The organism is uncultured Rothia sp. (genome assembly GCF_963544205.1).
Taxonomy (GTDB): Bacteria; Actinomycetota; Actinomycetes; order Actinomycetales; family Micrococcaceae; genus Rothia.
The window spans coordinates 437000-451752 of sequence record NZ_CAUUDY010000001.1; the positions used below are offsets into that span (position 1 = coordinate 437000).

Annotated in this window: 11 protein-coding genes and 1 pseudogene; 3 read left to right on the forward strand and 9 right to left on the reverse strand. The window is 63.7% G+C overall.

The window, feature by feature from the left end; all coding sequences use genetic code 11:
- Positions 1–72: 72 nt before the first annotated feature.
- The 3 genes from RWZ58_RS01790 to RWZ58_RS01800 all read right to left on the reverse strand — a co-directional run bounded on the left by RWZ58_RS01790 (position 73) and on the right by RWZ58_RS01800 (position 4949).
- Positions 73–1044, reverse strand: coding sequence for a Ppx/GppA family phosphatase (locus RWZ58_RS01790; RefSeq protein WP_314656993.1), 972 nt, complete (start codon positions 1042–1044; stop codon positions 73–75).
- Between the two features lie 271 nt (positions 1045–1315).
- Complete coding sequence (topA, locus tag RWZ58_RS01795) at positions 1316–4150, reverse strand: type I DNA topoisomerase (protein WP_314656995.1); 2835 nt, start codon at positions 4148–4150, stop codon at positions 1316–1318.
- A gap of 340 nt (positions 4151–4490) precedes the next feature.
- Positions 4491–4949 carry a pyridoxamine 5'-phosphate oxidase family protein gene (locus RWZ58_RS01800; RefSeq protein ID WP_303975570.1) on the reverse strand — a complete coding sequence of 153 codons (459 nt, stop codon included), beginning with the start codon at positions 4947–4949 and terminating at the stop codon, positions 4491–4493.
- Between the two features lie 144 nt (positions 4950–5093).
- Between RWZ58_RS01800 and RWZ58_RS01805 the strand changes: the two genes are divergently transcribed.
- On the forward strand, positions 5094–6845 hold the full coding sequence (locus RWZ58_RS01805; protein ID WP_314656996.1) for a methyltransferase: 1752 nt from the start codon (positions 5094–5096) through the stop codon (positions 6843–6845).
- 2 nt (positions 6846–6847) lie between these two features.
- The gene (locus RWZ58_RS01810; protein WP_314656997.1) at positions 6848–7363 is read left to right on the forward strand and encodes a pyrimidine dimer DNA glycosylase/endonuclease V; all 516 of its coding nucleotides are present in this window, start codon (positions 6848–6850) and stop codon (positions 7361–7363) included.
- Positions 7364–7586: 223 nt separating this feature from the next.
- Here RWZ58_RS01810 and RWZ58_RS08700 read toward each other — a convergent pair.
- The 6 genes and pseudogenes from RWZ58_RS08700 to RWZ58_RS01840 form a co-directional block, all read right to left on the reverse strand.
- Positions 7587–7673, reverse strand: a pseudogene (locus RWZ58_RS08700) (luciferase); the annotation flags it as partial.
- Positions 7674–7712: 39 nt separating this feature from the next.
- Positions 7713–8357 carry a cation diffusion facilitator family transporter gene (locus RWZ58_RS01820; RefSeq protein WP_049331681.1) on the reverse strand — a complete coding sequence of 215 codons (645 nt, stop codon included), beginning with the start codon at positions 8355–8357 and terminating at the stop codon, positions 7713–7715.
- The gene (locus tag RWZ58_RS01825) at positions 8354–8713 is read right to left on the reverse strand and encodes a helix-turn-helix transcriptional regulator (protein WP_254755868.1); all 360 of its coding nucleotides are present in this window, start codon (positions 8711–8713) and stop codon (positions 8354–8356) included. Before RWZ58_RS01825 ends, RWZ58_RS01820 begins: the two co-directional genes overlap by 4 nt.
- A 195-nt stretch (positions 8714–8908) precedes the next feature.
- Positions 8909–10000 carry an LLM class flavin-dependent oxidoreductase gene (locus tag RWZ58_RS01830; RefSeq protein WP_314657001.1) on the reverse strand — a complete coding sequence of 364 codons (1092 nt, stop codon included), beginning with the start codon at positions 9998–10000 and terminating at the stop codon, positions 8909–8911.
- A 319-nt stretch (positions 10001–10319) separates the two neighbouring features.
- Positions 10320–10817 carry a GyrI-like domain-containing protein gene (locus RWZ58_RS01835; RefSeq protein WP_314657003.1) on the reverse strand — a complete coding sequence of 166 codons (498 nt, stop codon included), beginning with the start codon at positions 10815–10817 and terminating at the stop codon, positions 10320–10322.
- The gene (locus RWZ58_RS01840) at positions 10817–11728 is read right to left on the reverse strand and encodes a rhodanese-related sulfurtransferase (RefSeq protein ID WP_070665991.1); all 912 of its coding nucleotides are present in this window, start codon (positions 11726–11728) and stop codon (positions 10817–10819) included. Before RWZ58_RS01840 ends, RWZ58_RS01835 begins: the two co-directional genes overlap by 1 nt.
- Positions 11729–11939: 211 nt before the next feature.
- On the opposite strand from RWZ58_RS01840, the gene RWZ58_RS01845 reads away from it, so the two are divergent.
- On the forward strand, positions 11940–14714 hold the full coding sequence (locus tag RWZ58_RS01845) for a Zn-binding domain-containing protein (protein WP_314657004.1): 2775 nt from the start codon (positions 11940–11942) through the stop codon (positions 14712–14714).
- Positions 14715–14753: the final 39 nt, after the last annotated feature.

A 14753-nucleotide genomic window follows, 5' to 3' on the forward strand; every position in this document is an offset into this window, starting at 1 on the left:
TACAAGAAAAGCGGTGACCCCGCAGGCCGGTGCCCATTACACGCACCAGCCTGCGGGGTTCATCATTATGTTCTACGCACCCAGGAGGGTCTTCGGGTTGACCGGAGTACCCGTACCCTCCGCCAGATGCTCAATACGCTTCAGGATCAGGCCCTCACGCAGCGCCCACGGGCACACGCGCATCGTCTCAATCCCAAACGCCTCCATCGCAGCCTCCGCCGCGATAGCGCCCGCCAGCATCTGCTCCGCACGCGCCTTCGAAACACCCGGCAAATCGCTACGCTCAGACACCGTCATCGCCTCCATGCGACGAGTCCACAGGCGCAAATCCTGCAGATGCATCTCACGCTTCACATGCGGGCCCGCCGAATACGGCGCCGCACCACAAATACGCGCCAACGAACGGAACGTCTTCGACGTACCCACCGTCATATCCGGCGCACCATAACGCAGCAGATTCTCCGCTACCGGGACGATTTGCTCACGCACATACTTACGCAGACGCTTCACCTGCTTCGGCTTCGGAGGCTGCTCATCAAAAAACTCACGCGTCAAACGGCCCGCACCCAACGGCACGCTCATCGCCGCATCCGGCAACGCATTCGTACCCGTCGAAAACTCAAACGAGCCGCCACCAATATCAAAATCAAGGATGCGGCCCGCGCCCCAGCCCTGCCAGCGGCGCACAGCAAAGTACGTAATCGCCGCCTCCTGATCACCCGAAATACCGTTCAGGCTCACGCCGGTCTGCTCACGCACCTGATGTAGCACTGCCGCACCATTACCCGCCTCACGGATAGCACTCGTGGAGAACGCCAGCAGGTCCTCCGCCTCATTCTCGATCGCGAAGTCGCGGGCGCTAGTCACGAAGCGGGTCAGCGCGTCCGCGCCCTCCTGCGAAATGTTGCCCTCAGCGTCGAGGTACTGCACGAGCTGCAGCGGAATCTTGTGCGACGCGTACGGTTCGGGGCGCGCTCCAGGGCTGCCGTCAATCAGTAGCAGGTGGACCGTATTCGACCCGACATCCAGAACTCCCAGGCGCACGATGCGCTCCCCTCCCCCGCCCCGCGGCGGGATATCGTCTGTGTGCGGTACCGCAGGTGCGGCGCCTCTTCCAGTCTGTCAGAGGCGCGGCTCACTCCGCAAACAATCCGGGCGGATGCCCAGCATCAGCACAGCGCAAGCCTAAAAAGCGCGCACCGGTTTCGCGCGCACAACACAGGCACAAATATTCCCCCGAGCACGCAAAAGGCGCAGGAGGCGCCCCACCCCGCTAAGGGGTTCGGGACGTATCCTGCGCCTTTAGGTAGAAGAGCTACTCGGCGGTCTTCTTTGCCGCGGTCTTACGAGTGGTCGTCTTCTTCGCGGTAGTAGACTTCGCCGCAGTCTTACGAGTCGTAGTTTTCTTCGCAGTGCTAGTTTTCTTAGCTGTCGTGGTCTTCTTCGCGGCGGTCTTACGCTTGACCGGGCCCTTCGCGCGCTTGTCAGCCAGCAGCTGCACCGCACGCTCGTGGGTCAGCGACTCGACCGACTCCGCACGCGGAACCGTAATGTTCGTAATACCGTCGGTGATGTACGGGCCAAAGCGGCCGTCCTTCACCACAATCTTCTTCTCGCTAACCGGGTCCACGCCCAGCTCAGCCAGCGGAGGCTTAGCCGCCGCACGACCGCGCTGCTTCGGCTGGGAGTAAATCTCCAGCGCCTGCTCCAGCGTAATCGTGAAGATTTCGTCCTCGCTGCCAATCGAGCGGGAGTCCGTGCCCTTCTTCAGGTACGGGCCAAAGCGGCCGTTCTGCACAGTGATTTCCACGCCCTCAGCATCGGTACCGAGCACGCGCGGCAAGCTCATCAGCTGCAGTGCCTGCTCCAGGGTCACGGTCGCCAGGTCCATGGATTTGAACAAGGACGCGGTGCGCGGCTTAGCGGGCTTCGGCTTCTTCTTCGGCTTGGGCTTGCCGTTCTTGTAGTATTCGGTCGGCTGCGCGTCCAGGTACGCCTGAATCTGCTCCTCGGTCATCTCTTCGATAACTTCGGTGACGTAGGGGCCGTAGCGGCCGTCGCGTGCCACGATCTGGTTGCCGGAGACCGGGTCAACGCCGAGCACGCGGCCGTCGGACTTGCCCTGTTCGAGCAGTTCGCGTGCCTTCGCCTCGGTCAGCTCGTCCGGTGCCAGGTCGGCGGGTACGTTCGCGCGGACCGGTTCGGTCAGTTCGCCGGTCTCGGTGTCGAGGGTGCCTTCGGCTTCCAGGTAGGGGCCGAACTTGCCCACGCGCAGCACAATGCCGTCCGCGATCGGGATGGAGTTGATGCTGCGGGCGTCAATCTCGCCGAGGTTGTCGACGATGGGCTTCAGGCCGCGCTTGGAACCGCCGCCGAAGTAGAACTCGCCCAGCCATTCCACGCGGGACTCCTCACCGCGTGCGATGCGGTCGAGGTCTTCTTCCATCTGCGCGGTGAACTCGTAGTTCACGTAGGGGCCGAAGCTGGATTCGAGCAGGCGCACCACGGAGAACGCGGTCCAGGACGGAATCAGCGAACCAGAACGAACGTTCACGTATCCGCGGTCCATGATGGTCGAAATAACCGCCGCGTAGGTGGACGGGCGGCCAATGCCCAGCTCATCCAGGGTCTTCACCAAGGACGCCTCAGTGTAACGCGGGGGCGGCAGGGTCTCGTGGCCGGCGGGTTCAATCGCCTCGGCGGTCAGCGCCTCGCCGGTGGTCAGGTTCGGCAGGCGCTTCTCAGCGTCCTTCGCCTCACGCTCAGCCACGCGGGATGCGTCAACACCCTCCTCATAGGCGGCGAGGAAGCCGCGGAAGGTGATGACGGTACCGGATGCAGCGAACTCGGCATCCTGACCGTTAGATGCCACGGCGCCCAGGCGCACGGAGGCGGTAGAACCGGTCGCGTCAGCCATCTGGGAGGCGACGGTACGCTTCCAGATCAGCTCGTAGAGGCGGAATTCGTCGTTGGACAGGGAGCCACGCACAGCGTCCGGGGTGCGGAAGGTGTCACCCGCGGGGCGAATTGCTTCGTGTGCCTCCTGCGCGTTCTTGCTCTTGGAGGTGTACACGCGCGGTGCGGAGGGCACGAACTCGGCGCCGTACAGCTCGGATGCCTGGCGGCGCGCGGCAGAGATAGCCTGCTCGCTCAGCGCCACCGAGTCGGTACGCATGTAGGTGATGTAACCGTTTTCGTAGAGGCGCTGCGCCACCTGCATGGTCACGCGCGAGGAGAAACGCAGCTTACGTGCGGCTTCCTGCTGCAGGGTGGAGGTGGTGAACGGCGCTGCCGGGCGGCGCTTGTACGGCTTGGTCTCAACGGAGCGTACCGAGAACGCGGCGGACTGCAGCGCTGCGGCGAGCGCACGGGCGGCTTCCTCGTTCAGGTGGGTGACCTTGGAGGTGTTGAGGGTGCCGTCGTCGGCGAAGTCCTTGCCGGTGGCGATGCGGTTGCCGTCTACGGCGACCAGCTTGGCGTCGAAGCCTTCGGAGGCTACGGTCAGGAAGCGTCCGGACAGGTCCCAGTAGTTGGCGGCGACGAATGCCATGCGTTCGCGTTCGCGCTCAACCACGAGGCGGGTTGCGACGGACTGCACGCGGCCTGCGGAGAGGCCGCGGCCGACCTTGCGCCAGAGCACGGGGGAGATTTCGTAGCCGTAGATTCGGTCGAGGATGCGGCGGGTTTCCTGCGCGTCGACCAGGTGCAGGTCGATGTCGCGCAGTTCGCCGAAGGCACGCTGAATGGCTTCCCGGGTGATTTCGGGGAAGGTCATGCGGTAGACGGGCACCTTGGGCTTGAGGACTTCCTTCAGGTGCCATGCGATGGCTTCACCTTCGCGGTCACCATCGGTTGCCAGGTAGAGCGCGTCTACTTCTTTGAGCTTGCGCTTGAGTTCGGCGACCTTTTTCTTCTTGTCGGGGTTGACCACGTAGTAGGGTTCGAAGTTCTCTTCAACGTTGACAGCGAACTTGCCGACGGGGCTCTTCTTGAGGTTTTCGGGCAGTTCGGAGGGCTGCGGAAGGTCGCGGATATGGCCCATGGACGAGTCGACGAGGTAGTCCTCGCCGAGGTAGCTGCTAATGGTTTTGACCTTGGAGGGAGACTCCACAATCAGCAGGGCTTTTCCGGTCTTTGCCTGAGCGGGCACGGCACTCCTCTATCTGTGTGTTGAAAAGCTACGTATTCAACCATAACCTACGCGGGCGCTTGTGGGCGCCGGCGGGGTGTGGTTGTACGCGGGTGAGGTGATCGGTGGGGGTGTAGTTTATGTTGGGTTGATGTGGTGCGCTCGGTTCGTTTCATGCGGCGAGCGCACGGAACCCGGCGCGAGGCGAGCTGGCCCGGTTCTGGTTGATGAGGACCGGGCGTGTTGAGCTTGCACGAGTGCGCAGGGTACTCGGTACATCATACGGTACCGGAGCGGTGGTGTGTGCACGGGATACATGGGGGCGGTTGCTGGGGCGCACCGCACCCGCTCACCTGCGTTTCTAGCTGGTGAGGGTGTCAGAGTCGGGGTGGGTGCCGTCCAGGTATGCGGGCAGCAGCGGGTATTCGCGGCCGTACACGGTCTGCGGCGCAATGCGCACCCACTGCATTTCGTGGGTTTCGGAGTCGGGCAGGTCGAAAGTGCGCACGATCTGCGGGGTCATTTCCGGCGGTAGCCAGTGGGCGATACCGACCACGATGACAGAGCGGATGCCGTCTTCGAGGGTTTCATCAATTTCGAAGGCGACGCGGCGGCTGACCACCACGGAGGAGAACTTGTTGCCGCGGGTGGTGCGGATGTAGATTTCCTGCTTGTCGCCCTGGTGTGCGACGGCGTAGAGCACGGGCAGCACATCGACGTGCTGTCCGTCAGTGAGAATGAGGCGGCCGAGAGTGTTAGCGTGCAGACGCTCCCAGCACTTGTCGACGCTGATACTTTCATCGGGGTACAGGTTACTCATGGTTTCAGTGTATGCGATGGGGTGGGCGCTCTTGCGCAGATGACGGTTTTGGTCAGTGGGTGGGTCGGAGCTGTGTCATTGCGCTGCCGCCTATACGCGGTGGGCGCGCCCGGGCAGATGCGGCGGGTGCGTAGAATGGTGTGCATGACTATTTCTGCCGCCACTTTCGCTCCCGAGTACGCCGCCGTTGCGGATGCTCCCCGTAGCGATGATTATGCCCGCCTGACCCGCATCCGTGAACGCCTGCTGGCGTTGAACTACAGCTATGACGCTGTGCAGGAGCTGCTCGGTGTTGAGGCGGCTGAGGCGATGGCTCGTGACCAGGTGGTTCCGGGCTTGTGGCGTGTGGAGCACATTCTGCGCGGTGATTACAGCGCGGGTGAGAAGAATCTGGCGCGTCTGTTGGCGTTTTTCCTGCTGGCTCGCCCGCTCACCGAGGCGGAGGCAGCCGAGGTTTTCGCAGATACCCTGCAGGATTTTGCGGATGCCGCGCTGATTGAGCGCGATGCGGCTGATTCTGCCCGCTGGACCGCGAGCGTTGACCTGCGCCCGCACGCCGCCGATGACGGCACCGAAATCTTTGTTGCCGCCGACCTGGGCGCGCATCAGCGCCCCGGAGTGCTCCGCAAGGATCACGTGCTCGGCATTGGTCACGCCTCCCTGACTCTGGCGCAGATTACCGAGCGCACCCCCGTCAAGCGTGCCCTGGATGTGGGCACCGGCTGCGGTATTCAGACCTTCCATCTGCTCGCCCACGCCGAGCACGTGACCGCCACCGATATTTCGGAGCGTGCCCTGGCGTTCACCCGTTTTACCCTGCTGCTGAACGCGCAGACGCTCAATATTGATCCGCAGAACCCGCAGGCGCGCGTGAGCCTGCGCATGGGTTCCCTACTGGAGCCGGTCGCCGGTGAGCTTTTCGACCTTGTGGTGTCGAACCCGCCGTTCGTGATTACCCCGCGCGTTGCCGGTGAGAGCGCCGAGGAACAGTTCACCTACCGTGACGGCGGTCTGCCCGGTGACGAAATTGTGAGCACGATGGTGCGTCAGCTGCCGTCGGTGCTGGTGCCCGGTGGTCGCGCGCAGATGCTGGGCAACTGGGAGATTATTCGCGATTCTAAGGACCCGGAAGCACCGCGTCCGTGGGATGAGCGCCCGCGTGTCTGGGTTGCCGACGGCGGCGCCGAGGCGTGGTTTATTCAGCGTGAAGCGCTGACCCCCGCCTCCTACGCGGAGACCTGGCTGAAGGATGCGAGCGAGAACCGCGACCGCAGCCACTACGAGCAGACCTACGTGGCGTACCTGAACGACTTCGCTTCCCGGAACGTTCATTCTATTGGGTTCGGCATGATTTGGCTGCGCCGCCCGAGCGAATCCACCGCGGCAGGCGTGACCGAGCCCCTGCAGCGTTTCGAGGAGATTACCTACCCGATTCAGCAGCCCATCGCCCGCGCCCTCACCGAGTCCGTGCGCCGCTACGACCGCCTCGCCGCCATGGACGATGAGGCGCTCCTCGCCGCGCACCTGGAGGTCGCAGAGGACGTCACCGAGGAACGCCACGGCCGCCCCGGTGCCGAGCACCCCAGCGTCATTTTGCTGCGTGCCGGTTCGGGTCTGTGCCGCACCCAGCTACTCTCCACCGAGACGGCGGGCTTTGCGTCGGCGAGCGATGGTGAGCTTGCCGTGGGTCAGATTGTGGCGGCTCTTGCCATGCTGCTGTCCTGGCCCGAATACGACGAGGCTGCCGCCGCGGCGCGCGGAACTCAGGAACAGCATCCGCGCGATACCCTGCTGCACGCGGTGCGCGAGCTGGTACTCAAGAGCTTCCTGCACTTTAGCGACGAGCACGCGGGCGCAGAATCGACTGCCGCAAACACGGCAGAAGAGCAGGGCTAAGCGTGCGTATTTGGTCCCTTCACCCTTCCCTGCTCGATCGGCGCGCTCTGGTCGCCTGCTGGCGTGAAACCCTGCTGGCGCAGAAGGTTTTGCGGGGTCTGACTCGCGGGTACACGAACCATCCGCAGCTGATTCGTTTTCGTGCGCATCCGTACCCGTTGGAGGCGGTTGCCGCCTACCTGTCCGGGCTGGCGGATGAGGCGGATGCCCGCGGCTATTCTTTCAACCGTGCGCTGATTGGTACGGGCGAAGATGGCGCAGACGAAAGCGTAGGCAAAAGCTGCACTGACAAGGCAGAAAACCCGTACGCTTCGGTCGCGCTGATTCCTGTGCCTCTCGGTCAGCTGGAGTACGAGCTCGCCTTCCTGCAGCACAAGGTGGCTGGGCGTGACCCCGAGTGGGAGCACCAGCTGCGCGAGCGCCTCGCCGCGCGCGGCGAGTTGGCGGCGTGTGCGCATCCGCTGTTTGAGGTGGTTCCGGGCTCTATTGAGCCTTGGGAAAAGACGAAAGATTTCTAAAAACGTGAGCATAGTAATGCCCCGGCGGAACCCTTGCGGGTACCTGCCGGGGCCTTACTGTATGCATGGCTCAAGCTGTGTGGGCTCAAGCATCTCAGCGCGTTATAGAGCGCCGGAAACAGCTTGGCACGCGGTCTTTACTTGATGGCCAGCGTCTTTACTTGGTGGTCAGCGCGGGCTTGATCTCCTTGACGATGGCGTCAAGCATCTTCAGGTTGAAGTCCACGCCCAGCTGCAGTCGACCCGCCGCAATGAGATCGGCCATGACGGCAAGTTCAGCCATGTAGAGCGGGTTTTCGTAGCGCATGTCTGGGTTGCAAGCACTGGCTCTTCATCGTCGGGTGACGGGTCAGTCGTCTTCGAGGTCCTCTAGCACTTCGAACGGCGACTCGACGTCGCCGCGCCAGGCCTCCAGGCCTTCGCGCACCGCGAGCACCGCCACGACCAGCGCCGCGACCGAGTCAGCCCACCACCAGCCGAACAGGCTGTCGAGGACGAGGCCGATGAACACTGCACCGGAGAGGTAGATGCACAGGATGAGCTGCTTGGCGTCGGCCATCACGCTCTTGGAGCCCAGCTCCCGCCCGGTGCGGACCTCAATCCACGCCAGCAGAGGCATGACGACCAGGCTCAGCGCGGTGATACCGAGACCCAGCGGGCTGCGGTCGGGGCCCTCCTGGCCGACCAGGGCCAGCACCGCGTCAATCGAGACGTAGGCCGCCAGCGCGAAGAACGCGATGCCGATGGCCTTGACGGTGACCGTTTCCCACCGCTCAGGGTCCTTGCGGGTGAACTGCCAGGTGACGGCCGCGGCCGAGAGTACCTCGACAACCGAGTCGAGCCCGAAGCCAATGAGCGCCGCGGACGAGGCGAGGACACCTGCCCAGACTGCGACGATTGCCTCGATTACGTTGTACGTGATCGTGAAGCCGACGATGAAGCGGACGCGCCGGTGCAGCATCGCGCGGCGCGCGGTGGTCAGGGTCTCGCTCATGCTCCCGCCGCCGTTCCACAGCAGCCCGACACCGAGCATGCCGGGTCGATGCACGGCGCGGCCTCGTCCACCGCGAGCGTGACGTCGATCAGGGACGTCAGTGCCGCGGCGAGGTGCGGGTTGGCGATCTCGTAGCGCGTCTGGCGGCCCTCGGGCTCGGCGACGACGATTCCACAATCGCGCAGGCAGGTCAGGTGGTTGGACACGTTCGAGCGGGTCAGCTCCAGCTCGCGCGAGAGCACGGCTGGATAGCTCGGGCCGCCGAGGAGGGTCATCAGAATCCGGGAACGTGTCGGGTCGGCCATGGCGCGGCCGAGCCGGTTCATGACGTCGAGGCGTGAAGCAATAGTCAGCATACGATGACTATACAGTGATAACTGACCAATTGTCCACTTGTGCGGGCTGCCGCACGTGCTCCGCACCCTTGCCCTCGGGAGGCGGCAGAGTTCGCGCTCATCAGCGACCACCGCCCATCACGGAAGCGACGGCGGCACGCTGGCGCGAAACCCTGCTGGCGCAGAAGGTGTTGCGGGGTCTTCACCTCAGGGCCTTTACTTAGTGGTCAGCACGGGCTTGACCTCCTTCACGATTGCCTCAAGCATCTTCAGGTTAAAGTCCACACCCAGCTGGTTCGGGATAGTCAACAGCACGGTATCTGCCGCCTGGACCGCCTCATCACGGGCGAGCTCTTCGGCAATGTCCGCCGGATCGCCAATATAGCTGCGACCAAAGCGGGAGAAGCTGCTGTCAATAATGCCGGTGTAATCCTGCGAGTCCTCCGCGGCGCGGCGACCGAAGTAGCGCGCCGAGGTTTCGTCGATAACGGGCAGCACCGAGCGGGAGACCGAAACACGCGGAACACCCGAATTACCCGCCTTCACCCACTCGGAGCGGAAAAGGCGAATCTGCTGCGCCTGCTGCTGGTCGAAGGGAATGCCCTTATCTTCCAGCATCAGGGTTGACGACATTAGGTTCAGGCCCTTCTGGGCGGTCCACACGGCGGTGCTATCGGTGCCTGCGCCCCACCAGATGCGGTCGCGCAGACCCGGCGATTGCGGCTGAATGGGGGCGTACTTGCCCGCCACGCGAGCGCTGGGCGCCATGCCCTCACCCTCAATTGCCTTGAGGAAAATGTCGAGGTGGCGGCGCGCCATATCGCTCTCGTTTTCGCCTTCTGCCGGGTAGTAGCCGAAGCTCTCAAAGCCGCGGATGACAGATTCGGGCGAGCCGCGGGAGACACCCAGCTGCAGTCGACCCGCCGCAATGAGGTCTGCCATGGCGGCAAGTTCTGCCATGTAGAGCGGGTTTTCGTAGCGCATGTCAATCACGCCGGTGCCGAGCTCGATGCGTTCGGTCTTGGCGGCGATTGCAGAGAGTAGCGGGTAGGGGGTTGCCTGCTGCTGGTCGAAGTGGTGCACGCGGAAGAACGCGCCGTCCAGTCCGATGTCTTCGGCGCCTACAGCAAGGTCGATTGCCTGGTGCAGGGATTCTGCGGCGGAGGGTACGCGGGAGCCGGGGACCTCAGCCCAGTGGCCGAAGGAGAGGAAGCCGAGCTTCTTCTCGTCGCCGCGCATGGGCTCGAGGTGGCTGATGCGGATGGATTCGTCGAGTTGCGGAGTGCCGGGGTTGTTGGGGGTGTTCATGGTTTTTCCTTTGTGGGTTGCGCTCGGACTCGTGTAGTGCCGGGCTGGTGGTTTAAATCTAAACCCAAATACTTTACATGTCAAGTATTTGTTTCGAGGTGTTACACAAAGAGCACCACTCCCCCGACCTCACGGCACACCCGCCCGCCGGAACACAAATACTGACGCAAAATACTGGCGAAAATATAGGCGCAAAGTATGGGTGCAAAGTATGGGCGCAAAAGGGCACAGAAAAACCCGGCAGCACGAACACATCGCACTGCCGGGCCCTTCTAATCAACAGCAAAAACTGTAGCCATAACAGCAGAAACAAACCGCCCTAGGAACGCTTCGCCAGCGGAACCCACAGCTCCATACGGTAATCAGCCGCCTGCATATCGCCGCGACCGTACACCTCAAGGCCACCCACCGGGCGGTACTGCGGATTCTTCGCGAAGAACGCCTCCTCAAAGCTCGCAAAGCCAGCCGGAATGGACTCCGAAATCGGGCCGGTCACCTCAACCACCGCGTAGGTGCTCGCAGGCAACTCCAGCACGCCCAGACCAAGCTTCGCCGCGCTCGCCGGCTCCGACACCAGGAAGCCCGCCGTGTAGCGGACCTGACCCTTCGGGTTCGGCTGAGTGCACACGCCCAGGTACTGGGTCACGTTCAGAACATCCAGCATCGCCGGGGACGCCTTCTGATTCAGCTCATCCCACAGCGAGGAGAAGTCGCCATCCAGGGGGAACACCTGCGAAACGCCGGCAACGACCAGCCCCGGGTGCTCCTCAATGCGAGGTTCAGAAATCTGAACCGCGCCACCCTTAGCGGACGCCATTAGGCGTTCGCCTTAGCTGCTTCGCGGTCCACCGAGCACTCGGGCACGCAGTGGCGCTTCGCGTCATCAGCTGCGCACTCGGGGCAGAGCAGAACCAGCTCGCGGCAGGAATCGTTGGAGCAGTTCTCGAACTTGTTCGAGGGGGCGCCGCACTGTTCGCACTTGCCGATGGTGACGGTGTCCGGGGTGAACTCCATGTGCATGCGCTTGTCGAAGACGTAGAGCGAGCCTTCCCACAGTTCCTTATCGCCATACTTCTCGCCGTAACGCACGATACCGCCGTCGATCTGGTAGATCTCCTTGAAGCCGCGGTTCTTCATGAGCGCGGAGAGAATCTCGCAGCGAATACCGCCGGTGCAGTAGGTGACAACCGGCTTGTCCTTAATGTGATCGTACTTGCCGGACTCGATTTCGCGGATGAAGTCGTGGGTGGTGCGCACGTCGGGAACGATAGCGTTCTTGAACTTGCCGATCTTCGCCTCGAACGCGTTACGGCCGTCGAAGAAGACCACTTCGTCGCCACGCTCTTCAACAAGCTTGTTGACCTCTTCAGGCTTCAGGTGCACGCCGCCGCCAACGACGCCGTTCTCGTCCACCTGCAGCTCGTCGGGAGCACCGAAAGCCACGATCTCGTCGCGTGCCTTCACGGACAGGCGAGGGAAGTCCTCCGCGCCACCCTCGGACCACTTGAACTCCATGTTCTTGAAGCCGGGGTACTTGCGGGTTTCCTTGGTGTACGCCTTGACCGCGTTGATTTCGCCGCCGAGGGTGCCGTTAATGCCGTGCTTGGAAATGAGGATGCGCCCGCGCAGGCCGAGCTTCTCGCAGAGGGCACGCTGCCAGAGCATGACCGCCTGCGGGTCGGCGATGGGGGCGAACTGGTAATACAGAATAATCTTATTTTGAGCCACGAAACTATTTTATCGTCATATACGTCTAAAGCATGCAAATTTTTTGATATGTGCGCGCTGACTACGGGGTCGGCAGTACAGAAGCGGTGCTGGGGCGGGGTTAGGCTCAGGGTCGGGGCAGGATCCGAGCGGGTTCGGAGCCGGATTCGGAGCCGGCGTTCAGGGTAGCGAGTGACCGGCGGCAGGTCGGAGTGTAGCCCGCCGCTCTACAATGGAACCCATGCCGCACAGCACCTCCTCGCAGAACACCAACCAGCACCCCGAACAGCTACCCACACACCGGCACGAGCAGGGGCAGTCTGCGGCGCGCCCAAAAACGCTACGCTACCGCGAGCTACCCGCGAGCGCACAGCAAGTGCTGGCGTCCCTGTTGCCGGAGGCGGAACGCACCGGAACCCTGCCCGAGCAGGTGACCCATATTCACACCATTGCCGCCAGGGAGGCGAGCTACGCGCCCTGGCCGCAGTGGTTGCATCCGCGTGTGGTGGAGGCTTTTGAATCGCTCGGCATTGCCGAGCCCTATGCCCACCAGGTGCAGGCGGCGAACGCAGCCCACGCGGGCCTCGATGCGGCGCTGGTGGCGAGTGCGGCGCGCTACGGCTGGCAGGCAGGGCGCGTTGCGGCTGGGGCTCCCGCGCACTCCGAAGACGCCAAGAGTACCGGCAGCGAGAGTACCGGTAGCGGCGGGCACGTGATTGTGGCGACCGGTACCGCCTCGGGCAAGACCCTGAGCTACCTGATGCCCACTCTAGACGCTATTTATCGTGCATCATGCGGTGAGCCGGCGAGCTCAACTTCCGCGTATTCCGGGGCGGAAAACCTTAATAATAGAGCGAACGTTCTCTACATTTCACCGGCGAAGGCACTCTCCGCCGACCAGCTCACCGCCCTCACCTCCTACAACCTGCCCGGACTCCACGCGGCAAGCTACGACGGTGACACCCCCGTCGGCGAACGCCGCTGGATCCGCGAACACGCCAACTTCATCCTCACCACCCCGGACATGCTCAACTACTCGATTCTGAGCAACCACCGGCAGTGGGCGTCCTTCCTGCGCGGACTGCGCTACGTGGTGCTCGACGAGGCGCACAGCTACCGCGGCGTTTTCGGTGCGCACATCGCCAATCTGTTGCGCCGCTTGCGCCGCGTCTGCGCGCTCTACCGCACCGTGCCCGTGTTCTACGGCGCCTCCGCGACCAGCTCCAACCCGGTCGAGTCTTTCTCCAAGCTCATTGGCGTGCCGCAGCAGGCGGTCACCGCCATTACCGAGTCCACCTCCGCGCGCGGTGAAACCACCGTCGCGCTCTGGGAGCCCGAATTCATGCCGCCCAAGGCGCACGATCAGCTCGCCAAGGGTGCCCGCAGCACCCAGCAGCAGGCGGTCCAGTCGAAGGCGGAGCAGGAGGCGCCGCGCCGCGTCTCCCCCGTGGAGCAGGGCGCGCAAATGCTCACCGACCTGGTACTTTCCCGCACCCGCTCCCTGGTTTTCGCCGGTTCGCGCCGCAGCGTAGAAATCCTCTCGCAAAAGACCCAACGCTACCTCGACGAGGTGGAGGCGGGCCTCGCCCACCGCGTCGCCGCGTACCGCGCCGGATACACCCCCGAAGAGCGCCGCGAACTCGAACGCAAACTCCGCAACGGCGAACTGCTCGGCCTGGCGAGCACCTCCGCGCTGGAGCTGGGCATCGACATCTCCGGACTGGACGCCGTACTCGTGGCGGGCTGGCCGGGCACCCGCGCCTCCTTCATGCAGCGCGTGGGCCGTGCGGGTCGAAGCGGTCAGGACGCGCTCGCCGTGCTCATTGCCGACGACAACCCGCTCGACACCTACCTGGTGCACCACCCGGAGGCAATTTTCGGGCAGGAGGTTGAGGCGACCGTATTCGATCCGACCAACCCGTACGTGCTCTCCCCGCAGCTGTGCGCCGCCGCGCAGGAGGCACCCCTCCGCACCGAAGAGCTGAGCCTGTTCGGGCCGCACACCGCCGCACTGCTGGATCGGCTGGTGCAGCAGGGGTACCTGCGTCGCCGCCCAGACGGCTGGTACTGGACGCACGCAGAATCAGCCGCCGACCTGGTCGATATCCGCGGTACCGGCGGCGGACCCTACCAGCTCATCGACGCCGAAGACGGCACCCTGGTTGGCACCATGGACGCCGCGCACGCCATGAGCCAGGGGCACCCGGGCGCAATCTACATTCACCAGAGCGCGCAGTACGTGGTCGAATCCCTCAGCGAGGGCGAGCGCGTGATTCTGCTCAGCCGCGTCTACCCGGACTACTACACGCGCGCCATTGAGAGCACCGAGGTGCGTATTCTGGCGGAGCGTGCGCGGGTCAGCTACGGTACGCAAAACACCGCTGGGGATGCGGTTCCCGGTGAGACTGCTCCCGGTGTGCCTGCTCCTGGCGAGCCTGTTCCCAGCGAACAGCAGCTCGCCCCGCTCACCATGCACCGCGGGCAGGTTCAGGTCACCGACCAGGTCACCGGCTACCGGCGCTTCTCCGTCTACGGCGGCGAATACCTGGGCGAAGAGGCGCAACCCATGCCGCCGGAAGTGCTCATGACCGAGGCGGTCTGGTTCACCTTCGAGCCCAGCTACCTATTCGGCGCGGGTGTGACCGAAGAGGACGGCCCCGGCACCCTGCACGCCGCCGAGCACGCCGCCATCGGACTACTGCCGCTCATCGCAACCAGCGACCGCTGGGACTTGGGCGGACTCTCCACGCTGCTTCACGTGGACACCGGCAGGCCCACCATTTTCGTCTATGACGCCGCACCCGGCGGCGCGGGCATCAGCGAGCGCGGCTTCAACGCGGTTGCGCAGTGGCTGAGCGCCACCCTCGAAGCGATTGAAAGCTGCGGATGCGAAAACGGCTGTCCCTCCTGCGTGCACTCGCCCAAGTGCGGTAACCGCAACGAACCGCTCAGCAAGCAGGGCGCGCGGGCGCTGCTAACGGCAATGCTGCGGAATATGAGCTTATAAAAGTCTTGAATTCCTTCTAAAAACAAATAACATTCCACA